The sequence below is a fragment of the Halomonas urumqiensis genome (assembly GCF_003028575.1).
GTDB lineage: Bacteria > Pseudomonadota > Gammaproteobacteria > Pseudomonadales > Halomonadaceae > Halomonas > Halomonas urumqiensis.
The window spans coordinates 735,634-758,741 of the sequence record NZ_PYUD01000001.1 but is presented as its reverse complement, the minus strand read 5'-3'; the positions used below and the strand labels follow the sequence as shown (position 1 = coordinate 758,741).

18 protein-coding genes are annotated in these 23,108 nt (G+C 63.1%); 8 read left to right on the top strand and 10 right to left on the bottom strand.

Annotated elements, in window-relative coordinates; all coding sequences use genetic code 11:
* Positions 1-110: 110 nt before the first annotated feature.
* The 5 genes from C6V82_RS03140 (at position 111) to nirD (ending at position 6,282) form a co-directional block, all read left to right on the top strand.
* On the top strand, positions 111-737 hold the full coding sequence (locus C6V82_RS03140; protein ID WP_229843059.1) for an ANTAR domain-containing response regulator: 627 nt from the start codon (positions 111-113) through the stop codon (positions 735-737).
* Positions 734-1,765, top strand: a complete 1,032-nt coding sequence (locus tag C6V82_RS03135; protein ID WP_102589421.1) for a CmpA/NrtA family ABC transporter substrate-binding protein — start codon at positions 734-736, stop codon at positions 1,763-1,765. Before C6V82_RS03140 ends, C6V82_RS03135 begins: the two co-directional genes overlap by 4 nt.
* Positions 1,766-2,033: 268 nt before the next feature.
* Positions 2,034-3,353: an NAD(P)/FAD-dependent oxidoreductase gene (locus tag C6V82_RS03130; protein ID WP_102589420.1), complete on the top strand. Its 1,320-nt coding sequence runs from the start codon at positions 2,034-2,036 to the stop codon at positions 3,351-3,353.
* Positions 3,350-5,896: a nitrite reductase large subunit NirB gene (gene nirB, locus C6V82_RS03125; protein ID WP_102589419.1), complete on the top strand. Its 2,547-nt coding sequence runs from the start codon at positions 3,350-3,352 to the stop codon at positions 5,894-5,896. Before C6V82_RS03130 ends, nirB begins: the two co-directional genes overlap by 4 nt.
* A gap of 11 nt (positions 5,897-5,907) precedes the next feature.
* Positions 5,908-6,282 carry a nitrite reductase small subunit NirD gene (gene nirD, locus C6V82_RS03120; protein ID WP_102589418.1) on the top strand — a complete coding sequence of 125 codons (375 nt, stop codon included), beginning with the start codon at positions 5,908-5,910 and terminating at the stop codon, positions 6,280-6,282.
* A gap of 34 nt (positions 6,283-6,316) precedes the next feature.
* Here the strand turns inward: nirD and C6V82_RS03115 are convergent, their stop codons facing one another.
* The gene (locus tag C6V82_RS03115) at positions 6,317-7,885 is read right to left on the bottom strand and encodes a glutamate synthase-related protein (protein WP_102589417.1); all 1,569 of its coding nucleotides are present in this window, start codon (positions 7,883-7,885) and stop codon (positions 6,317-6,319) included.
* Between the two features lie 408 nt (positions 7,886-8,293).
* Between C6V82_RS03115 and C6V82_RS03110 the strand changes: the two genes are divergently transcribed.
* Positions 8,294-9,703, top strand: coding sequence for a PhoH family protein (locus C6V82_RS03110; RefSeq protein ID WP_102589416.1), 1,410 nt, complete (start codon positions 8,294-8,296; stop codon positions 9,701-9,703).
* 427 nt (positions 9,704-10,130) lie between these two features.
* On the opposite strand, the gene C6V82_RS03100 is transcribed toward C6V82_RS03110, so the two are convergent.
* The 6 genes from C6V82_RS03100 to C6V82_RS03075 form a co-directional block, all read right to left on the bottom strand.
* The gene (locus C6V82_RS03100; protein WP_102589414.1) at positions 10,131-11,471 is read right to left on the bottom strand and encodes a sensor domain-containing diguanylate cyclase; all 1,341 of its coding nucleotides are present in this window, start codon (positions 11,469-11,471) and stop codon (positions 10,131-10,133) included.
* Positions 11,472-11,629: 158 nt separating this feature from the next.
* Positions 11,630-12,295 (bottom strand): alpha/beta hydrolase, encoded by a 666-nt coding sequence (locus tag C6V82_RS03095; protein WP_102589413.1) that lies wholly within the window; start codon positions 12,293-12,295, stop codon positions 11,630-11,632.
* Between the two features lie 95 nt (positions 12,296-12,390).
* Complete coding sequence (locus C6V82_RS03090; protein WP_102589412.1) at positions 12,391-14,160, bottom strand: SLC13 family permease; 1,770 nt, start codon at positions 14,158-14,160, stop codon at positions 12,391-12,393.
* Between the two features lie 197 nt (positions 14,161-14,357).
* Positions 14,358-14,564, bottom strand: coding sequence for a cold-shock protein (locus C6V82_RS03085; RefSeq protein ID WP_102589411.1), 207 nt, complete (start codon positions 14,562-14,564; stop codon positions 14,358-14,360).
* A gap of 197 nt (positions 14,565-14,761) precedes the next feature.
* Positions 14,762-16,414, bottom strand: a complete 1,653-nt coding sequence (locus tag C6V82_RS03080) for a GMC family oxidoreductase (RefSeq protein ID WP_102589410.1) — start codon at positions 16,412-16,414, stop codon at positions 14,762-14,764.
* A gap of 161 nt (positions 16,415-16,575) precedes the next feature.
* Positions 16,576-18,087, bottom strand: a complete 1,512-nt coding sequence (locus C6V82_RS03075; RefSeq protein ID WP_102589409.1) for a CoA-acylating methylmalonate-semialdehyde dehydrogenase — start codon at positions 18,085-18,087, stop codon at positions 16,576-16,578.
* A 242-nt stretch (positions 18,088-18,329) separates the two neighbouring features.
* On the opposite strand from C6V82_RS03075, the gene C6V82_RS03070 reads away from it, so the two are divergent.
* Together C6V82_RS03070 and C6V82_RS03065 are read left to right on the top strand one after the other, a co-directional pair.
* Positions 18,330-19,232: a LysR family transcriptional regulator gene (locus tag C6V82_RS03070; RefSeq protein WP_102589408.1), complete on the top strand. Its 903-nt coding sequence runs from the start codon at positions 18,330-18,332 to the stop codon at positions 19,230-19,232.
* Positions 19,233-19,260: 28 nt separating this feature from the next.
* Entirely contained in the window at positions 19,261-20,043 is a 783-nt protein-coding gene (locus C6V82_RS03065; protein WP_102589407.1) for a sulfite exporter TauE/SafE family protein, read from the top strand.
* Positions 20,044-20,055: 12 nt separating this feature from the next.
* Here C6V82_RS03065 and C6V82_RS03060 read toward each other — a convergent pair whose 3' ends face one another.
* The 3 genes from C6V82_RS03060 to C6V82_RS03050 all read right to left on the bottom strand — a co-directional run bounded on the left by C6V82_RS03060 (position 20,056) and on the right by C6V82_RS03050 (position 23,084).
* Positions 20,056-20,880, bottom strand: a complete 825-nt coding sequence (locus C6V82_RS03060) for an ABC transporter permease (RefSeq protein ID WP_102589406.1) — start codon at positions 20,878-20,880, stop codon at positions 20,056-20,058.
* A gap of 160 nt (positions 20,881-21,040) precedes the next feature.
* On the bottom strand, positions 21,041-21,928 hold the full coding sequence (locus tag C6V82_RS03055; RefSeq protein ID WP_102589405.1) for an ABC transporter permease: 888 nt from the start codon (positions 21,926-21,928) through the stop codon (positions 21,041-21,043).
* Positions 21,921-23,084 carry an ABC transporter ATP-binding protein gene (locus C6V82_RS03050; protein ID WP_102589404.1) on the bottom strand — a complete coding sequence of 388 codons (1,164 nt, stop codon included), beginning with the start codon at positions 23,082-23,084 and terminating at the stop codon, positions 21,921-21,923. Before C6V82_RS03050 ends, C6V82_RS03055 begins: the two co-directional genes overlap by 8 nt.
* Positions 23,085-23,108 lie beyond the last annotated feature (24 nt).

The window sequence follows — 23,108 nt, the reverse complement described above, 5'->3', positions numbered from 1 at the left end:
ATCCACCTGACGCGCCAATGCACTCTTTGCGTGCGCCAAACCTGGAAATTGGAATGCTTATTGCATTGTGCAGGGCAGCAATCCGATCGACATCCTACGAGCGAAATACCATGCCACCCCCCTTGCCCCCGTCACTCAAGGTGCTGCTGGTCGACGACGAGGTCGTCCGCGCCGCCATGGTCGAGGAAGCTCTCGTCAATGAAGGGCACCAGGTCATTTGCCGCCTGTCGAGCCCGGCGAGCCTCAACGAGATGGTCTCCCGTCATCAGCCCGACGTGGTGATCATCGACATGGAATCGCCGGACCGCGATGCGCTGGACAGCATGGCGCTGCTCAATCGCGAGAATCCGCGCCCCGTGGTGTTCTTCGCCGATCAGCACGACAGCGATTCGCTGCAGGCGGCGCTCAAGGCCGGCGTCAGCGCCTATGTGGTCGATGGCCTGGTGCCCAGCCGCGTCAAGCCGATCATCGATGTCGCCATCGCCCGCTTCGATGCCTTCCAGTCGCTGCGCCAGGAACTCGACAAGACACGCAACCAGCTCACCGAGCGCAAGCGCATCGAGCGCGCCAAGGGCTTATTGATGAAGCATCAAAACTGCGACGAAGAGCAGGCCTACCGCATGCTGCGCAAGCTGGCCATGGATCGAGGTCAGCGCATCGCCGACGTCGCCGAGAGCGTCATCGATATCCTCGAACGCCTGAATCCTGGATCCTCCGAACAGGGGCCCGCCCGATGAATACCCACCATGCCGTAACGGAACTGAGCCGCCTGACCCTCGGTTTCGTGCCACTCACCGATGCCGCCTTGCTGGTGATTGCCAGGGAAGGCGGATTCTTCGCAGACCAGGGCATCGATGTCACGCTGTCGCGGGAAAACGCTTGGTCGACGCTGCGCGACAAGGTCGCCGCCGGCCTGCTCGACGGTGCCCAGATGCTCGCTCCCATGCCGCTGGCAATGAGCCTGGGGCTGGGTCGTGCCCCCTGCGACACCCTCGCGCCCATCACCCTGAGCCGCAACGGCAACACCGTGGTACTCTCGAGCTCTCTATGTGAGGCCAGCGGCGCCGCGCTCGGCGATGACCCGGCGGCCAGCGCCAAGGCCCTTGGTGATATCAAACGACGTGATTCGAGCGGTCACCGTCCCCGCCTGGCGATGGTCTACCCGTTCTCCTGCCAGCACTATCAGTTGCAGGACTGGCTGGCGCTCGGTGGGCTCGACCCGCAGCGTGACGTGGAGCTTTTGGTGCTGCCGCCACCGCGCATGGTCGAAGCGCTGCAGTCCGGCACCATCGATGGTTTCTGCGCAGGTGAGCCCTGGGGTAGCCTCGCTGCCCACCGCGACAGCGGCCGGATCGTCGCCACCGGCGACCAATTGTGGCCAGGCCAGCCCGAGAAGGTACTGGGCGTGACGCGCTCATGGGTACACCGCTACCCGGCCACGCTCGCCGCGCTGCTGCGCGGCATCGCCGCCGCCAGCGACTGGCTGGGCGCCTCGCCCGAACATTCGCGGAAGGCCAGGGATTGGCTGGCCCTGCCGCCCTATCTCGATCACGCGGTCTGCCACCTCGACGACCTGAACCTGAACCACCCGCCCATCGCCCAGCAGCTGTATGGCGAGGGCGTGTTGCGCCCTTCCCCGACCCTTGCCGAGCGTTTCGCCGAGCACCTGCAGCGCCACCTCAGCCAGCATGGCCGCCGCCTGGATCTCGCCACCCTCAGTGAGTGCTACAGCCCCGTGCATTTCGATGCTGCCCTGCACCAGTGACGTGCAAACATGTTCGTAAGTAAATCGGGAAAGCCAAGGGCATAAGCCAACAAGCCACTGTTAATAGGATATAAATTTTCATATTCGGTGAATCTGGCCGATTTCTTGAAGGATTGATGTAAAGAGTGATGGTAACTGGCGATCAACGGTGATCGCCCGCAGCATTCGATTGAAAGGCACACGACAAAGACGTCTCTGGCCACCTCCTTCGGGAGGTGCGCGGAGGCGTCTTTTTTGTTCTTACGCATCACATGGGAGACGCCAGCACATGCGCCCGCGACACCCAGACACATCCGCACCGAACAGCGACGCGCCCCTGGTCATCGTCGGCAACGGCATGGCCGGACACCGCCTGGTGGAAGCGCTGCTCAAGCAGGCTGCGCCGCCACGCCACATCGTCGTGATCGGCGAGGAGCGCTCGCCGGCCTACAACCGGATTCTGCTCTCGCCCTTGCTCGCCGGTGAGATGGAGGCCAACGCACTGACCCTGAGGAATGCCGACTGGTATGCCGAGCAAGGGGTGACGCTGATGCTCGGTGAGCGCGTCGAGCATATCCACCGTGAACGCCAGCAACTGACCACCAGTGCAGGCCACACCCTCGGCTACGGCCAGCTGGTGCTGGCGACCGGATCACGTCCGGCGATGCCGCCGCTGCCGGGGCTGGATCTGGAGGGCGTATATGCCTTTCGCGACCTCGATGATGCCGCCGCCCTCACCAAGGCGGCAGCGAAGGGTGGTAACGCCGTGGTGATCGGAGGCGGACTGCTTGGTCTCGAAGCCGCCGAAGGACTGCGCAAGCGCGGCATGGGCGTCACGCTGATCCAGCGCGATGATCGCCTGATGAATCGCCAGCTGGACGACACCGCTGCCGGCATGCTGGAGGTCGAGCTGACCGGGCGCGGCCTTGGCGTGATCACCAACGGCCATATCGCTGAGCTTGCCGACGATCGCCAGGGTCGGGTCGCCGGTGTGCGCCTGGAAGATGGCACCTGGCTGCCCGCCACCTGCGTGGTAGTGGCCATCGGTATCGCCCCCAACGCCGAACTGGGCCGCCAGGCCGGGCTTGGCGTCGAGCGCGCCATCGTCGTCGACGACCATCTCGCGACCTCGGACCCGGCGATCTTCGCGCTGGGTGAATGCTGCCAGTTCGACAGCAACCTCTACGGCCTGGTCGAGCCGATCTGGCGTCAGGTCGAGGTGCTCGCCGCCCACCTGTGCAGCGCCGTGGAGGACGAACCGGTGGCCGGTTATGTGGAATCTCCCACCGCCACCAAGCTCAAGATCAGCGGCGTGTCGCTGTATGCCTTCGGCCCCACCGACGCAGATGAGCATCACGACGTGCTCGTCTATCACGACCCCGATCAGGGCGAATACCGCCGGCTGCTGCTTCGCGATGGCCGCCTCGAAGGCGCCGTGCTGTATGGCGACACCAGCATGGGCCCCTGGTACTTCGCCCAGGCACTGGCGGGTCGTGACCTGACCTTGTGCCGCTCTGCACTGCTGCTGGGTGCCGCCGATGCCGACGCGCTACTCGACTCAAGCCAGTCACCCGATTCAACGAACCGCCCCGTCAAGGAGGCCGCATGAACACGCTCGAATCCAACACGATCAATCCCGACAAACAGCACCTGATCATCATCGGGAACGGCATGGTCGGCCACCACCTGGTCGAGCAACTCGTCGCGCGGGGCGCCACCTCGCGCTACACGATCACGGTGTTCGGTGAAGAGCGCCATCTGGCCTACGACCGCGTCCACCTTTCCGAGTACTTCAGCGGCCGCGACGCCGAATCCCTGGCGCTCTCCACCGCCGAGTACTATGCCGAGCATGGCATCGCCCTGCGCCTGCACGAGTCCGTCACCGCCATCGACCGCGATAGCGCCGAGGTGGTCACCGAACAGGGTCGCTACGCCTACGACCGGATCGTGCTGGCCACCGGTTCCTACCCGTTCGTACCGCCGATTCCCGGCAATGACCGCGCGGGCTGCCTGGTCTACCGCACCCTGGAGGACCTGGACGAGATCCGTGCCGCTGCCGAGGACGCCGCGACCGGCGTGGTGGTGGGCGGTGGCCTGCTGGGTCTCGAGGCGGCCAACGCCCTGCGCGGGCTGGAACTCGAAACCGCCGTGGTGGAATTCGCCCCACGGCTGATGCCGATGCAGGTCGACAGCGAGGGCGGTGAACTGCTGCGCGAGAAGATCCAATCGCTCGGTGTGCAGGTTCTCACCGAACGCGCTACCCAGCGCATCGAGGATGGCGAGGCCAGCCGCCACCGCATGGTCTTCCAGGACGACAAGGTGCTGGAAGCCGACCTGATCGTATTTTCCGCCGGCATTCGCCCCCGCGATGAACTGGCCCGCGCCTGCGCCCTGGAAATGGGCGAGCGCGGCGGCGTGGTGATCGACGACCAGTGCCTGACCAGCGACCCGGCCATCCTGGCGGTCGGCGAAGTGGCACTATGGAACAACAGCATCTTCGGCCTGGTGGCACCGGGTTACCAGATGGCGCGGGCCGCCGCCGACACGCTGATGTGTGATGCCCTGGAAGGTGACGCGGAACGGTTCCAGGGCGCCGACATGAGCACCAAGCTCAAACTGCTCGGGGTCGATGTCGGCTCGATCGGCGATGCGCACGGCGACCGCACGCCGGGGGCGCGCATGTTCCGCTACCTGGACCCGCTCAAGCAGCAGTACCGCAAGCTGGTGGTTTCAAGCGACGGCAAGCGGCTGGTCGGCGCCATGCTGGTCGGCGACAACAGCGTCTACGACAGCCTGATGCAGTACTATGCCAACCGCATCGACCTGCCGGACGACCCGGCTTCGTTGATTCTGCCATCCAGCCAAGGGGCGCCGGCGCTGGGCCCGGATGCCCTGCCCGACACGGCGATGATCTGCTCGTGCCACAACGTCAGCAAGGGCGATGTCTGCGCCAGTATCGATGCCGGCGCCGGCGACCTCGCCGCCATCAAGGGCGACACTCGCGCCAGCACCGGCTGCGGTGGTTGCGCCGCGCTGCTCAAGAGCGTGGTCGACCACGAACTGGAGAGCCGTGGCGTGGAGGTGGATCACTCGATCTGCGAGCACTTCGCCCACACCCGCCAGGAGCTCTATGACATCGTGCGTGTCGAGGGCATTAAGACCTTCAGCGAACTGATGCGCACCCACGGCGCCGACTCGTCCCATGGCCTGGGATGCGATATCTGCAAGCCGGCGGTCGCCTCGATCCTCGCCTCGTGCTTCAACGAGCCGATCACCGACGCCGCCCATGTCGGCCTGCAGGATACCAACGATACCTTCATGGCCAACATGCAGAAGAACGGCACCTACTCGGTGGTACCGCGCATCGCCGGTGGCGAGATCACCCCGGATAAGCTGGTGGTGCTGGGCCAGGTCGCCCAGAAATTCGACCTCTACACCAAGATCACCGGTGGCCAGCGCATCGACCTGTTCGGCGCGCGCCTGGAGGATCTACCGGCGATCTGGGGCGAGCTGATCGACGCCGGCTTCGAAACCGGCCACGCCTATGGCAAGTCCCTGCGCACCGTGAAGTCATGCGTGGGCAGCACCTGGTGCCGCTATGGCGTTCAGGACAGCGTGGGCATGGCGATCCGCCTGGAGAACCGCTACAAGGGCCTGCGTTCGCCCCACAAGATCAAATTCGGCGTCTCCGGCTGCACCCGCGAATGCGCCGAGGCCCAGAGCAAGGACATCGGGGTGATCGCCACTGACAATGGCTGGAACCTGTATGTCTGCGGCAACGGCGGCATGCGCCCACGCCACGCCGAGCTGTTCGCCACCGACCTCGATGACGATGCACTGTTCCAGACCATCGACCGCTTCCTGATGTTCTATGTACGCACCGCCGACCGCCTGCAGCGCACCTCGGTATGGCGCGAGAATCTCGAAGGTGGGCTGGATTACCTCAAGGAGGTGATCATCGACGATAGCCTCGGGCTCGGCGCGGAACTGGAAAGCCAGATGCAGGGCGTCGTCGACAGCTACGAGTGCGAATGGGCCAACGCCATCAGCGACCCGGAAAAGCTCAAGCGCTTCAGAAGCTTCGTCAACGACAGCCGCCCCGACCCGGACATCATTTTTACCAGCGAGCGCGGCCAATTGCGCCCTGCATAAAGGAAAAAACCATGACCACCGCAACTGCAGCAGCCAAGACCATGACCCAAGCCTGGCAACACCTTTGCACCCGTGACGACCTGGTTCCCCACTCCGGCATCGCCGCCTGGGTCGAGACCCACGAGGGGCCCGCCCAGGTCGCCATCTTCTATATTCCCGGCCAGGAGCAGGAGCTTTACGCCATCGACCACCACGACCCCATCGCCGGGGCCAATGTGATCGCACGCGGCATCATCGGCGACCTGAAGGGTCAACAAGTGGTCGCCTCCCCCCTCTACAAGCAGCACTATCGCCTCGGCGACGGCCAGTGCCTGGAGAACCCCGGCCTGCGCCTGCGCACCTGGCCGGTGTGCTTCAAGGGCGAGGCGGTGATGATCCAGGCCTGACCGCCGGGGTCCATGACAATGCGGGAACCGGGCGTCAGAGGTCCGTGAAGCCCGCATACCTGACGCCAGAAAGACGCGCCATGTCGGCATCCCAGGTGGCCAGGTCCTCGTTCTGGAACTTGCCCAATGCATCATGACCACAGGCACGCGCCATCACCTTCATCAATTCGGTGGACGCCTCGAGGAAGTTCGCCAGGCGCCGCGCTGAGTGATCGACATCGAGCCGCTTGCGCAGCGATTCCTTCTGGGTCGCGATGCCGGCGGGACAGTTGTTGGTATTGCACATCCGGGCCCCGACGCAGCCGACGGCCTGGATGGCGCTGTTGGCAAGCGCAATGCCATCGGCCCCCAGCGCCAGCGCCTTGACGAAGTCGATCGGCACGCGCAGGCCGCCAGTGATGATCAGGGTCACCCGACCACTGGCGCCCTGCTCATCCAGGTAGCGACGGGCGCGCGCCAGCGCCGGAATGGTCGGCACGCTGATATGGTCGCGGAACATTTCGGGCGCCGCCCCGGTGGCACCGCCACGGCCATCCAGGATGATGTAGTCGGCACTGGCATCGAGGGCGAACTGGATATCGCGCTCGATATGATTGGCACTGAGCTTGAAGCCGATCGGAATGCCGCCGGTGATCTCCCTGACGCGGTCGGCGAAGCGCCTGAAATCCTTCACCGAGACGAGATCCTCGAAGGTCGGTGGCGACACGGCATCGGAACCCTCCTGCAAGCCGCGCACTTCGGCGATCCGCCGGGTATTCTTGATGCCCGGCAGGTGCCCGCCCGTGCCGGTCTTGGCGCCTTGCCCGCCCTTGAAGTGGAAGCACTGCACACGGCTCAACAGGGATTCCTCGTAGCCGAACTTGGCACTGGCAAGCTCATAGAAGTAGCGCGAGTTCTCGGCCTGCTCCTCCGGCAGCATGCCGCCCTCTCCCGAGCAGATCCCGGTGCCGGCCATTTCCGCTCCACGTGCCAGGGCAATCTTGGCCTCTTCGGAGAGCGCCCCGAAACTCATGTCGGAGACGAACAGCGGTCGCTTCAGGGTCAACGGCCTCTTCGCCTCAGGCCCGATCACAAGCTCGGTATCGACGGCGGCATCCTCCATCAATGGCCGGGTAGCCATTTGCGCCACCATCACCTGCAGGTCGTCCCAGTGCGGCAGCGTATGGCGTGGGACACCCATGGCGCTGAGCGGCCCGTGGCGGCCCATCTTCTCGAGCCCTTCCTCGGCCAGGCGATGAATGAATTCCACCGTTGGCTCTTCCGGGGTGGCCTTGGCGCTGGGCATTGCATCGCGCTTGTCACTGTCTTTCTCGGCTTTGTCGCTTGCCGCATCATCAGGTCCTGGCTTGCCCACCTGGTCGGCGCTGAAGGTCTTGTGGGTACCATCGCAGTAAGGCAGGTCAGCGGAATGCTTGCAGCGGCACAGGTAGGCATCGCCGCTCTCATCGGGTACGAACGCCTTGGGCGTGAAACCGGTGCCCGCATGGGAGCCATCGCAGAACGGTTGGTCGCTGGAGCGCCCACACATGCAGAAGTAATACTCCTCGCCCTTGTCGAGCGAGACCTTGATCGGTTTGTTATCGGATATGACGGGGTTGCTCATCACGGGTCGCCTTGATTCGAGTGAACTGACTTCGCCAACCTGGGCGATGGTGCGCCTATCAACATAGACGCTAAGGCAAGGCTCTGTCGCCATGCCCACCCACCGACCTGTCTGAGTGGGCCATCACGCCTCTCGCTGATACAGCGTTGAGTGCCACGTCATGTATTGCATTGCAGCAACGATGAATGGCAACCATGCTGAAGCGCACGTGCTGAAATGAATATACTGACATCGTGACGGCATGACCCGCTGGTTGAGCATTACCCGCGGAGTTGCTGTCGAACAATAGGAGGTGAAGCGACTCGCCAGGCAGTACGACACGGCCCTCGCCCCTGTCATCTCCCTGACATCGTGCGCCGGCAGTGTCGGAAAGACGACACCCCGATGACGAGCAGGAGTGCTGCGCCGATGGTACGCATCGACAAGAAAGCCACCCGTCTGTACGTGCTGGACACCAATGTCCTGATTCACGACCCCGCCGCCCTCTACCAGTTCGACGAGCATGAAGTGGTCATTCCCATGACCGTGCTCGAGGAGCTCGACAAGCACAAGAACGGTATTCGCGAAATCGCCCGTACCGCCCGTCAGGTCAGTCGCACCCTGTCCGACCTCACCGCCAACGTCGACCTGGAGCAGATCCGCGAGGGCATTCCGATCCCTCGCCTCACCGGCCCCGAAGGCCGTCTGCGCCTGCTCTGCTACCGTGACCTGGAACAACTGGAGCCACTCTCCGACAGCCCCGACAACCGTATCCTGGCCGAGACTTGCCGACTGCGCCGTGAACGCGCCGATGCCTCGGTGATCCTGGTCACCAAGGACATCAACCTGCGCGTCAAGGCCGCCGCCCTAGGCGTGCCGGTGGAGGATTACCTCAACGACCGGGTGTTCGACGATGCCGATGCCATGCTCGACGGCGTACGGGTCTACCCGGACACCGAAGGTCAGAGCAGTGGCCTGTGGAACGGCCTGGCACTGGATGTCACGGTAGAGCGCCACGAACAGCGTGTGATCTACCACCTGGCCGGTGAGATTCCCGCTGAATGGCATCTGGGCATGCTGGTGTCCGACAACAATGACGAGGCCAGCTTCGAGGCCATCGTGCGGGAACTGGCCCCGCACCGTGCCACCCTGGAACTGCTCACCAACTATCGCCACGGCGCCAGCGTCTGGGGGGTTCATGCTCACGACAGTCGGCAGAACTTTACCCTCAACCTGCTGATGGACGACGACATCGACCTGGTGACCATCGCCGGCAGCGCCGGCACCGGCAAGACCTTCATGACCCTTGCCGCGGCCTTCCAGCAGACCCTCGACACCAAGCGCTTCGAGCGAATCGTGTTCACCCGGGCGCCTATTACCATGAGCGAGGATATCGGCTTTCTGCCCGGTACGGAGGAGGAGAAGATGTCGCCGTGGATGGGCGCCTTCCACGACAACATGGACAACCTGCTGCGCGACGAGAATGGCGAATCCAGCTGGGACAATGGCGCCACCCGCCAACTGCTGGGGTCTCGCGTTCAGATTCGTGCGCCAGGCTTCATGCGTGGGCGAACGCTGAACGACACCTTCCTGATCATCGACGAGGCCCAGAACTTCACTCCCAAACAGCTCAAGTCGCTGGTCACCCGGGCCGGGCGCAATACCAAGATCGTCTGCCTGGGCAATGTCGGCCAGATCGACACCCCTTACCTCACCGCCAATACCTGCGGCATGGCGGCACTCGTGCAGCGCTTCCGTGATTGGCCCCACGGCGGCCATGTGACCTTGAAGAGCGTGGAGCGCTCCCGGCTGGCGCTTGCCGGCGAAGAATTGCTCTGATCCCTTTCACTCAAGACCGTGCCTTTGACCACCCTGCCCTCAGGCCGCGTCTGCGGGCAGTTGTTGAATTGGCTGCCAGCTTCAGCCTTTGCGGTTGGCTGCCGCTTCTATCAACGCCTCGCTTTCGCTGCCAGGGCCCCGATCGATCACCTTGCAGGCCTCGTGATACAGGCAGACATAACGGGTGCAGGAGGCGCAAAACACCTTGTCGTCAGGATTCCTGACCTGCGAGACGCGCATACGATGACTGCCGCAGGTAGGGCAGGCAACAGGCAAACGGAAATCCGTGGATAACCCTGTCATGCTGATACCTCCATGAGTGAGTACGCGACATGACCGGGAAACGCCATGCCGACCCTACCTTCATGGGGATGATCCGAGGTTCTTCAAGACAAGGCACCCGACCTCCTGATTGCCGGGCCGAGCGTTACACTCGAGAGGTGTTCTGCTCAGTGGATGTGGAGATGCGGTTGCGACCGCCGTCCTTGGCCAGATAAAGCGCTCTGTCGGCCCGCGTAAGCGCCGCTTCGAGGCTCCCCGAGGGCTCAAGGATGGTCAGGCCAATACTGACCGTGAAGCGGATCACCTTTTCTTCGATATCAAGCTCGATGCCTTCCACGGCGCGGCGGAGACGTTCAAGAACGGTCTCTGCCTCCTCGGGGTCACTGTCCACCAGCATCACCACGAATTCCTCGCCGCCGATTCGTGCAAACAGGTCGTAAGGGCGCAGACAGTCCCGGCAGGTCATGGCGAAAGTTTCCAGCGCCATATCGCCCACCGCATGGCCGTAGGTATCATTGAGTGCCTTGAAATGATCCAGATCAAGCATCGCCAGCGGCAACCGCCCCCCTTTGCGCCGCGCGCGCGACAACGCCGCCTCACCCTGCTCGAAGAAAGCGCGACGATTGAGCGCACCGGTCAGCATATCGGTTCCTACCAGGCGTTGGACGCGCTGTTCGACTTCCTTACGTTCGCTGATATCGATCAACAGGCCATCCCAGAGCGTTGCGCCATCACGATGTCGCAACGGCTTGCCGCGACCTTCAAGCCAGTGGATGCCATCGGCCAGTGTCAGCCTGAACTCCAGCCGCCAGGGCTCGAGACTGACCGCGGACTGGACCAGCGAAGTCGCGAGACGCTGTCGATCCCTGGCCATCACACGCCCCAGCAATAGCTGGGCATCGGCCATCACCCCCTCCGCGGTAAGACCGCACAGGGTTTCGATACCCTGGCTTGCGAACAGGAACTCCAGCTTCCCATTGACATCCTGGCGCAGGCGGAACAGCACGCCGGGAATGTGTGCCACTGAACTCTCGAGCCAGGAAAGGCGAAAGTGATCCTTGATCCCGAGTTCCCGAACCGCGCTGACGTCATGCTGGACGACTAACAGACGCAACTCAGTACCGTTCGAAGACGCCAAAGGGGTGATGGTGGTGGCCTGGTGAATCAACTGCCCATCATCACGCCGACACATCAGCACCCCTTCCCAGGGTTCGCGCGTGGTGACACAACCGGCGATGGCACGGGCGAACTCACCATGCAGGGGGTCGATGTCGAGCAACGTGGCACGCCGCCCGATCAATTGTTGCGCGGAATGCCCGGCATAACGCTCGAAGTGTGGATTGACATGACGCACCACACCGGAGTCATCGAGTAGCATGACCACCCCAGGGTAACGACCGAGTAACCGGTCACCCAGGGCTTGTTCGACCTGGGCCGCGCCCTCACCGAAACGCCACTTTCGCCATGTGTCCCTGATACTGTTCATGTCCCACCCTGGGATTGCCCGACGAAGACAGTGGATCAGCCTCTAACGGCCTTGATTCGCAGGACTGGAGCCCCGTCCAACAAGCCTACCCCACAATTCCGTGGCACACACCACTCTCGTCAACGTCGTCGCCTGGCAAGGGGGTGGCCCAGCACGTTTCAGGCCAGGCGTTGCGTCAGCCACTTGCCGATATCGGCGATCTGCTGGGGACACAATGCGTGGGCCATGGGGTAAAGACGATAATTCGCCGGATACCCCTTGGCCTTGACCGCATCGAAGCCTTCACGCCCCAGCGCCTCGGGCACCACCGGGTCGAAAGAGCCGTGATGAACCTCGATCGGCAGTTCACGGTTGGCCTCGGCAAGCTCGATGCTGTCTGCAGTCGCGAAGTAGGTCGACATGGCCAGCAAGCCACCCAACGGCTTCTCGAAGGAGAGCGCTGCCTGGTAGGCCACAGCCCCCCCCTGGGAAAAGCCCGCCAGGATGATGCGGCGACTGTCGATGCCTGTCTCGATCTGCTCACGAATCAGTTCCTGAATGCGCTTCGCCGAGGCCTTGAGCTGCGGCTCATCCACGCGGCGACCGAGGTTCATCTCCAGAAGGTCGTACCAGGCGGGCATCACCATGCCCCCATTGATGGTCACCGGAAGCCTTGGGGCATGGGGCATGATGAAGCGCACGGAGGCGTCGGAAGGCAACGCCAGTGCCGGCACCAGTGGCTCGAAGTCATGCCCATCGGCACCCAGGCCGTGAAGAATGAACACACAGGCATCCGCGGATTTGCCGTTACGTGGCTCGATGAACAACTCGCCGGGTTGGCTCATGGTCGGGTTCCCATTGGTGGATAAGACGACATTGCAAAGCTCGTCACCCTAACGCAATCGCCGCCACTGGGCGAGAAGCACGCCACCACATGCGCTCAGAATGGCCAGACCAATGGAATCAACGCCAATGCCACCACTGCCGTGAGCAGGTTGAGCAATCCACCCACACGCAGGAAATCGACGAAGTGATACCCACCCGGGCCGTGCACCATCAGGTTGGTCTGATAGCCGATGGGGGTCAGAAAGCTCGCCGAGGCAGCGAACATTACCGCCACCACGAAGGGCATCGGATTGACCCCCAGGCTATCCGCGCTTGCCATGACGATGGGAAAGGTGATCACCGCCGCGGCATTGTTGGTCACCACCGAGGTCAGAAGCGTCACCAGCACGTAGACCGCCACCAGCAACACCCAGGGATTGCTGCCGGCAAGCCCCAGTACACCACTGGCGAGCACCGCCGCGGCACCCGAGCTATCCAGAGCCGCGCCAAGCCCGAACGAGGCCGCGATGGTCAGAAGCACCTGGGTGTCGAGCCCGCGTTTGGCCGCCCCCACCGTGCAGCAACCGCTGACGACCGCCAATGCCGCCCCCAGCATGGCGGCATTCATGATGCTCATGACGCCAACGGCGGCCAGCACCACCACCCCGACCAGGATGCTCCAGGCAAGCCACGCCTTCTCATGCACCGGCCGGGCCGCCCCATTGACCTGGCTGATCAGCAGAAAATCCCGGGACTGGCGATGCCGCTCGATGAACGGTGGTCGCGCTTCCAACAGCAACACATCCGCCGGCTGCAGGCGAACCTGGCCAAGGTTGCCGGGCACTCGCTCACCCCCGCGGCAAACCGCCAGTACGGAGGCACCGTAAAGCGTACGAAAATGGCCATCGCGAATTCGCTGGCCAATGAACTGGCACTGATTGGACACCACCGCCTCGACCAGGCGACGCTCCGTGAAGTCCTTCTCCAGGCTCGACTCGCCTTGTCGGGAGGGAATCAGACCGCGCACCTGCTGAAGCTCTACCGCCCCTTCGCTGGTGCCGGCGAACACCAGCCGATCACCGCCCTTGAGGCGCTCCCCTGGCCCGACCACACTGACGATGTTGCCCTCGCGCTCGATCTCCACCAGGAACAGCTGTTGCAGGTGGCGCAGCCCCGCCTTCTCCACCGTGCGATCGACCAGCGGACCCGAAGGATCCACTTCCATCTCGATGGTGAACTCGCGAGGGTTTTCGAAGACCTCTGCCGCCCCGCGGCGCGCCGGCAACAGGGCTGGCCCCACCAGGATCAGGTAGATGAGGCCAACGATGGCCACTGGAACCCCTACCCAGGCGATGTCGAAAAGCCCCATGGCAAGCGTGGGGTCACGCTCTACCAGCAAGCCATGCACCACCAGATTGGTGCTGGTGCCGAACAGCGTGATAGTGCCACCGAGGATGGATGCGAAACTCAATGGCATCAGCAGGCGGTGGGCCGGCACGCCGATACGTCGGCTCCAGCTCAGCACCGCTGGAATGTAGGTCGCCACCACCGGGGTATTGTTGAGAAAGCCGCTGAGCGACGCCACCGGCAGCAACAGGCGCGACATCACGCGGGCCTCGCCGCTCGGCCGCCCCAGCACATGGCGGATGATCAAATCGATGCCACCGGTCTCGCGAATGGCGGTAACCAGCACGTACATGAAAGCCACGGTGAACAAGCCAGTGCTCGAGAAGCCACCAAGCGCCTGGCTCGGATCGACGACCCCGAGGGTCAACAGCACGACCAGCGCGCCCATCAACACCATGTCCGACCCAAGGCGAGTGAACGCCATCAGTGGAAACACGGCTGTCACGACGACGAGGGATATCCAGGCGTCCAGAGGCATAGGTTACGAGTCCGATCACAAGGTGGCACACGGTGACAACCGAGCCATTGTGACGCCTCACCTATATTCTAAAAAGTTATTTTTAGAAATTCATCTATTCGATATGGAGATATACAAACCACGCACACACGAAAAGGCCCGCTTGCGCGGGCCTTTTCCGACTACCCTTGGGCAGTCACATCAAGATCAAATGGCAGTTAGCCGATGACCTGGATGTTGGAAGCCTGGAGGCCTTTCTTGCCCTGAGTGACGTCGAAGGAAACCTTCTGGCCGTCCTGCAGAGACTTGAAGCCGTCAGCCTTGATCTCGGAGAAGTGAGCGAACAGGTCGTCACCGTTGTCGTCCGGAGAAATGAAGCCGAAGCCTTTGGTGTCGTTGAACCACTTGACGGTACCGGTAGCCATGATGAATTCCTCAATAGCATTGATTTGCCGGGAGATACCCGAGTTGCAGTGGGTAAAACAAGAAACTTTTCACCGGGAAATCGATGCCTGAGCGTTTCGATGACCACTTGCGATGTTCGACTTGCTAACCAACTGCACGCATCATGCGCTTTCGCCTGGCGCAGGTCAAATCTTATTTGCGCTCGATGACAGACGCGTTACGCCTCATGCGCCAGGATCCATCCGGCGGCCTTCTCGGCGATCATCAGGGTCGGAGAATTGGTATTCCCGCTGGTAATGGTCGGCATGACACTGGCATCGACGACTCTCAGGCCCTGTACCCCGCGAACGCGAAGGCGTGAATCCACTACCGCCATGGGGTCATCGTCGCGACCCATCTTCGCTGTACCCACCGGGTGGAAGATGGTGGTGCCGATATCGCCCGAAAGCCGTGCCAGGTCATCATCGCTGTGGTACTGCACACCGGGCTTGACCTCCTCAGGCCGGTATTTCGCAAAGGCCGGCTGTTCGGCGATTCTGCGGGTGACCCGCAGCGAATCCGCCGCCACCTTGCGATCTTCCGGGGTACTCAGGTAGTTGGGCGCGATGGCCGGGGCCTGGCGCGGGTCGGCGCTCTTGATGCGTACCGTGCCACGGCTGGTCGGGTTGAGGTTGCAGACACTGGCGGTGATCGCCGGGAAATCGTGCAACGGCTGCCCGAACGCTTCCAGGCTAAGCGGCTGAACGTGATACTGGATATTAGGATGCGTCTGTTCGTCGCTGCTGCGCGTGAAGGCACACAGCTGTGACGGCGCCATGCTCATTGGCCCGGAGCGTTTCAGGGCATATTCCAGGCCGATCTTGGCCTTGCCGACCAGCGAGTTGGCCATGGTGTTGAGGGTCTTGGCGCCCGTCACGCGATACACCGAGCGAATCTGCAGATGATCCTGCAGGTTCTCGCCGACACCCGGCAGATCGCACACCACAGGAATGCGATGTGCGCCCAGCAGGTCGGCCGGGCCAACCCCGGAGAGCTGCAACAGCTGTGGCGAGCCGATGGCACCGGCACACAGAATCACCTCGCGGTCCGCCAGCGCCTCGCTCGGCTTACCCTGGCGTTCGACACGCACACCACGACAGCGCGGTGTATCGCCATTGTCGGTATCGAAGGCAAGCCCCAACACCTGGGTCGAATGCCAGAGGGTAAGGTTGGGGCGCTTCTCGGCCTCGCGAAGAAACGCCTTGGAGGTGTTCCAGCGCCAGCCCGCCCGCTGGTTGACATCGAAGTAGTTGACCCCTTCGTTGTCGCCACGGTTGAAGTCCTCGGTGCGTGGCACCCCGGCCTCCACGGCGGCAGTGGCGAAGTCGTCGAGCACCTGCCAGTTCAGGCGCTGCTTCTCGACCCGCCATTCACCGCCATGCCCGTGGAAGTCACGGTGGGTGGCATCTCCATCGCCCCCCGCATCCAGCCGATAATGGTCCTCATGCTTCATGAAGTCGGGTAGGCAATTATCCCAGCGCCAGGCCTCATCATCGCAAAGCTCGGCCCAGCCGTCATAGTCACGCGCCTGCCCGCGGATGTAGAGCATGCCATTGATGCTCGAACAGCCACCCAGGGTCTTGCCGCGCGGATAGATAAGCGAACGGCCATTGAGGCCCGGGTCGGGCTCGGTACGAAACCGCCAGTCGGTGCGCGGGTTGTCGATACAGTACAAGTAGCCCACCGGAATATGGATCCAGTGGTAGTTGTCACGACCACCCGCTTCTATCAGCAACACCCGGTTGGACGGGTCGGCGCTCAGGCGATTGGCCAGCAGACAACCGGCGGTACCGGCGCCTACCACGATATAGTCGAATTCCTGGTCAGCCATGGCACGCTCTCGGTGATGACGTCACTCGAGGCTGTTCCGGTGACGACGTTGCGAGGAGGCGCTGTGAACCCCTCCCTGGGCGCTACCTATGCCATCCCTGGCATAGGACCTCCTCTTCAGGTCGTCCCCGGCGCCTCTCGCTCATTCAATGATCGGCAGCATTACTTGTGGGTCGGCATGGCGAACTCGGAGCCGCCATGGATGGAGTCGGACCAGCGCTGCATGATCGACTTCTGCTTGGTATAGAAGCGGACCCCTTCCTCGCCGTAGGCGTGGGTATCGCCGAACATCGAACGCTTCCAGCCGCCAAAGCCGTGCCAGGCCATGGGCACCGGGATCGGCACATTGATGCCCACCATGCCCACCTGAATACGCCGCCCGAACTCGCGGGCCACGCTGCCACTCTCGGTGAAGCAACTCACGCCATTGCCGAATTCATGGTCGTTGATCAACTGGATGGCCGTGGCGATGTCGGGCACCCGGACACAGGCCAGCACCGGGCCGAAGATCTCCTCCTTGTAGATGGTCATCTCCGGGGTGACGTTGTCGAACAGCGAGCCGCCCATCCAGAAACCTTCCGCACACTCGTCGCCGGCGCTGGTGGCGTCGAAACAACGGCCATCGACGACGAGTTCGGCCCCTTCGGCGACCCCTTTCTCGATATAGCCGGTGATCCGCTGATGCGCCTGCGCAGTGACGATCGGGCCCATCTCGGCATCCAGCTCCAGGCCGTTCTTGACCTTGAGGCTACGCGCCCGGTCGGCCAGACGCGGCACGATCTTGTCGGCCACATCCCCCACCAGCACCGCCACACTGATCGCCATGCAGCGCTCACCGGCACTGCCGTAGGCGGCCCCGATCAGCGCATCGACAGCCTTGTCGAGGTCGGCATCGGGCATCACCACCATGTGGTTCTTGGCCCCGCCCAGCGCCTGGACGCGCTTGCCGTGGCGAGCTCCGCGCTCGTAGATCAGGTTGGCAATCGGCGTGGAGCCAACGAAGGAGAGCGCCCTGACCTCGGGATGATCGATCAACGCTTCCACCGATTCCTTGTCGCCCTGTACCACATTGAACACGCCATCCGGCAGACCGGCCTGCTTGAGCAGGTCGGCAATCAGCAACGAGGCGCTGGGGTCCAGCGGGCTCGGCTTGAGAATGAAGGTGTTGCCGGTGGCGATGGCGATGGGAAACATCCACATCGGCACCATGGCCGGGAAGTTGAACGGTGTGATCCCCGCGACTACACCGAGCGGCTGGCGCATGGTCCAGTTGTCGATACCGGTACTGACCTGCTCGGTGTAATCACCCTTTAGCAGTTGTGGAATACCACAGGCGAACTCGACGATGTCGATGCCACGAGCGACCTCGCCCTGGGCATCGGTGAACACCTTGCCATGCTCGAGGGTGATGGCCCGGGCCAGTTCATCCTGGTGCTCATTGAGTAACTGCAGGAACTTGAACATCACCCGCGCACGACGAATGGGCGGAGTATCAGCCCATGCCGGGAAGGCGGCCTGGGCGGCAGCCACGGCAGTTGCCACATCGCTCTCGGAGGCCAGCGCCACCTGGCCTGTTACCTGACCGGTGGCCGGGTTGGTGACGGCTTGCTGCAGGCCGGATTCGCCGGCTGACATTTGTCCGTTGATATAATGCTGGATGTGGTTGGTGCTCATGTTCGCCTCATGTCGTGGTTGTCGGGTCAATGGCTCAACGCTTGCTGTTCGGGGAATCCGCTCTGTCATCAGGGGGAAGCCCAATGGCGCCTGGGGACTGGAGGGCTTAATACTGACCTACTGCGAAGCTCGGTCAAACCCGATAGGCTCCTAGATTAGCCCTGTCGTCACCAGGATCAATTGAGTAATTCATAACCAGCGTATAAGTTCTGCTGATATCACTGACTGCCGAGGACGCCATCATGCAGGATCTGCAGACCCTGCGAGCCTTCGTGGCCGTGGCACGCGAGGGCAGCGTCTCGCGCGCCGCACAGAGATTGCATCTGACCCAGCCCGCGGTCAGCCTCAAGCTCAAGCTGTTTCAGGAAGGATTGGGGCTGACCCTTTTCCACCGACGCCCTCAGGGGCTGGCGCTGACCGACGATGGCCATGCTCTGCTGCCCGCCGCCGAGAAGGCACTCGCCGCCATGGCCGCCTTCGAACAGAATGCCCGCGCCCTTCACAGCACGCTGCGCGGGCGGCTAAAGATCGGTACCATCGTCGATCCGGAATTCATTCGTCTTGGAGCGTTTCTGCACCGCCTGGTGGAGCGTGCTCCCCAGCTCGAGACCGAACTGCATCACGGCATGAGCGGTACCGTGCTCGAGTGGGTACATCGTGGCGAGCTGGACGTCGGCTTCTTCCTGGCACCGCCCGGCGAGGGTCCGGGTATCACCGAGATCGCGCACCGCGAACTGACGCACTTCGACTACCACGTGATTGCCCCGGCCGGCTGGGGCAGCCGCCTGGCGGGCGCGGGCTGGGCACAGCTCGCTGCCCTGCCGTGGATCACCACGCCGGAGAACTCCGCCCACCACCGCCTGCTGCATGGGGCACTCGACCCGCTGGGCGTTACCCCCAACGGCGTGTCCCAGGTGGATCAGGAAGCCTGCATGCTCGACCTGGTACGTGCCGGGGTCGGGCTGAGCCTGGCGCGGGATGCACTCGCCATGGCCGAACGCCAGGAGCGCGGGCTGGTGATCGCCGAGGGCGTGCGCCTGCCCTGCGCGCTGGGCTTCGCCTGGCGCCGCGATCGCGGTGAGGAACCTGTCATCGCCGAAGCCCTGGAAGTGCTGACCGGTGTATGGGGCGCACCGCCGCCATGACAACTCGCTACGGGAACGGAGGGCCCTGATGGCCAATCTCGAGATCGCCCAGCTCGTACTGATCGGGCTCATCTTCGTCTGGAGCGGCTTCGTCCGCACCAGCCTTGGCTTCGGCGGCGCCGTGCTGTCGCTGCCCTTCCTGCTGCTGGTGCACGATGATCCGCTGGTGTTCCTGCCGATCATCGCCGTGCATCTGATGATCTTCTCCAGCTGGATCGCCTGGAACGGTCACCGGCAACTGGTGGCTAACAATGGCGGTCGGACGCCGGCCGAGAGCAACATCGACTGGGGCTATCTGCTCAAGGCGATGAAGATCATGATCATCCCCAAGCTGATCGGGGTGGTTGGCCTGTTGACCCTGCCGGGCAACGTGATGACCAGCATCATCTTCGCGATCGTGATGGTCTATGCGATCGGCTACGTGCTCGACAGGCCCTTTCGCAGCAACAACCGGTACGTGGATGCGGTGTTGCTGGCACTGGGTGGCTACGTCAGCGGCACCTCGCTGATCGGTGCCCCGCTGATCGTCGCGGTCTTCGCCACCCACGTCGCCACTCACCAGTTGCGCGATACCCTTTTCGTGCTGTGGTTCATCCTGGTGGTGATCAAGATGGTCTCCTTCGTGATCGCCGGCGTCGACCTGCAACTCATCCACCACCTGTGGCTATTGCCCTGCGCCCTGGTCGGCCACCTGGTGGGCGAGCGCGCCCACCAGCACATGCTCGCCAGCCGCACGAACCTCTATTTCCGGGTACTCGGCGGGGTACTGATCGTGGTCAGCGTCATGGGGCTGGTGAGCGGCGTGAGCTGAGGCGCCAGCCCCTCAGGCTTCACGAGCTACTTCACGGGCCGCCGCCTGTGCGGTCAGTTCACGACGCCGCTTGACTTCGTAGACCACCGCCAGCAGCACGGTAACAAGTATCAGGATCAACCCCAGCGCATTGACCGCAGGCGTCAGCCCGGTACGCACCTTGGAGGCGATGTAGACCGTCAGGGTGGTGTCGTAGCCAACCACGAACAGCGTGGTGTTGTAGTTCTCGAAGGATTGCAGGAAGGCGATCACCGCCGCCGAGAGAATCGCCGGCTTGAGGTAGGGCAGCAGGATGCGCCGGAACATCTGCCACTGGCTGGCCCCGAGATCCAGGGCGGCGCGTTCCATGGTGCGGTCGAAACGCTGCAGCCGCGCGGTGACCATCAACATCACGTAGGCGGCGATGAAGGTGGCCTGGCCAAGCACGGTGAGAAAGATGCCGCCGCTGACGCCGAACTGGCGCCAGAAGATCAGCGTCGAGATACCGATGATCACCCCCGGGGTGAGCAGCGGCGAGAGAATCAGCGCATACAGGAATGGCTTGGCTCGGCTCGACACGGTGTTGAGGAACAGCGCCGTGGCGATGCCGATGGGCACCGCCACCACCAGGACCCCCAGCGCCACGATGGCGCTATTGGCCAGCGCCTGCCACATGCTGCCATCCGCCGCCAGCTCGCCGAACCAGCGCAGCGTGGTGCCGCCCCAGGGCGTGACGGTGGGAAACCGGCTGTCATTGAAGGTCGCCGCCGCCATGATGATCAACGGCAGGAACAGGTAGCCGAAGAACACCACCACATAGAAGCGCAGGCCGAAGGCCATCAGTCGCTGCGAGCTCATGCCCCCTCCTTTTGGAAGAAGCTCTCGCATAAATAGGCGAACGGAATGAAGCGCAAGGCGCACGGAGCGCAGGAACCGGAGCATATGGGGTATATGTGAGGATTCCTAGCACCGCGCAACGCCGCGATTCTTTCGTGCAGACATTTATGCAGTGCTTCTCTCATTTGGCGATATCTCCCAACCCAACCTTGAATACTTTCATCACCAGTGACATGAAGCCGATGCACAGCACCAGCAGCAGGAAGGCGTAGGCGGCGCCCTGGTTCCAGTTGCCGCCCTCGAAGAACCAGTTGTAGATGATCTGAGTGAACCAGCGGCTACCCGGCGAGCCGAGCAGCGCCGGCACCGCATAGCTGCCGGCCGCCAGCATGAAGGTCATGATGCAGCCAGTGGCGATACCAGGCTTGGCGTGGGGAATGACGATTCGCCAGTGGGTGCGAACCGTGCCGGCGCCCAGATCACGGGCCGCCCGCACCTGATTGTCGTCGAGGCTTTCAATGGCGTTGTAGACCGGAAATACCATGAACAGGATATAGGCGTAGACCATGCCCACCATCACGCCGGCATCACCGTTCAGAAAGCGGATCGGTCGATCGATCAACCCCAGCATCAACAGCACCTCATTGAGCGGGCCGCGAAACGCCAGGATGATGAACCACGAATAGGTGCGCAGTATCTCGTTGATCCAGAAAGGGATGATCAGCAGCAGCAGACACAACGCGGCCTGGCGAGGTGTGGCTACCTTGGCCAGGTACCAGGCCAGCGGATAGCTCACTGCCAGGGTCAGCAGCGTGACCAGCACGCTCGACCACAGTGTCTTGAAGAAGATCGCGCGGTGAATCTCGTTATTGAACAGGGTAACGTAGTTGGCCAGCGTCAGTTGATCCTCGGGCCCGCCGATCTGCGCCGGCAGAAGGTTGGGGCGTAGCGAATACTCGATCATCTGCAGTTGCGGCAATGTGACCATCACGATCAACCACATGCCAAGCAAGGCAAGGATCGACGCCGCCAGCGGCCCACCGAAACGCGCCCGCAGCTGCCTAAACATGCGCCGCTCCCGACCGGGACGCCTCGACCACCTCGCCGGTCGCCTCATCGACCACCGGGCCGCCGTCATCGGGCAGCACCACGGCATCCTCGGGGTCATAGCCGAACCACACCGACTTGCCGGGCACCAGTTCCTCGACATGCCGCCGCGACAGTTCGGTGCCGAGCTGCACGCGCAGCAACTCACCGGAGGCATCCAGCCGCGTCTCGAGCATTACCCAGGCGCCCTCGAAATGCACCGCCTCGATGGTCACGGCGAACTTGGGACAAGCATCCGCCTCGCTCACCGGACGCAGGTACTCGGGTCGCACGAACAGCGCCGTCGCCTCTCCATTGGCAAGCGTGCTGCCTTCACCGGCGCGCCCGGCGAGCTGGCCAAGCGCGCCCCCATCCAGGCGTACGCAAGCGCCATCGCGGTCGATCACCCGCGTCTCGATGCGGTTGTTCTCACCGACGAACGCCGCCACAAACCCGGTTTTCGGAGAACGATAGAGGGTGCGCGGCTCCGCCACCTGCTGGATCCGTCCGGCCGACATCACCGCCACCCGGTCGGACATGGTCAATGCCTCGCCCTGGTCGTGGGTGATATAGATGAAGGTGATGCCCGTCTTGCGCTGGATCGCCTTGAGTTCGGCACGCATATGCTGGCGCAACTTCAGGTCAAGTGCCGAGAGCGGCTCGTCGAGCAGCAGTACGCGAGGCTCCACCGCTAGGGCACGCGCGATGGCGATACGCTGCTTTTGGCCCCCGGAAAGCTCGGTTACCTTCTTCGATCCACTGCCCTCGAGCGCCACCAGCGAAAGCAAGCGCTCGGAGACCTCGCGGCGCTTGCGCTTGTCGACCCCACGCACCTCCAGGCCGAATTCGATGTTCTCGAACACCGTCATCAGCGGGAAAAGCGCCAGGTTCTGGAAGATCATCGCGGTGGGCCGACGGTTCACCGGCACCCCGGCCACCGGCTCGCCGCCGATGAACACCTGCCCTTCGGAGGGCACCAGGAAACCGCTGATGATATTGAGTAGCGTGGTCTTGCCACAGCCCGAGGGCCCAAGGAAGCTGAAGAACTCCCCCGAGCCGATCTCGAGCGTCGTCTTGTCGATGGCGGTGAAGTCGCCGAAACGCATCACCACCTCGTCGAGCCGGACGCTTCCGTCCATGGTCACCTCGTGTCAGCAGCAAAC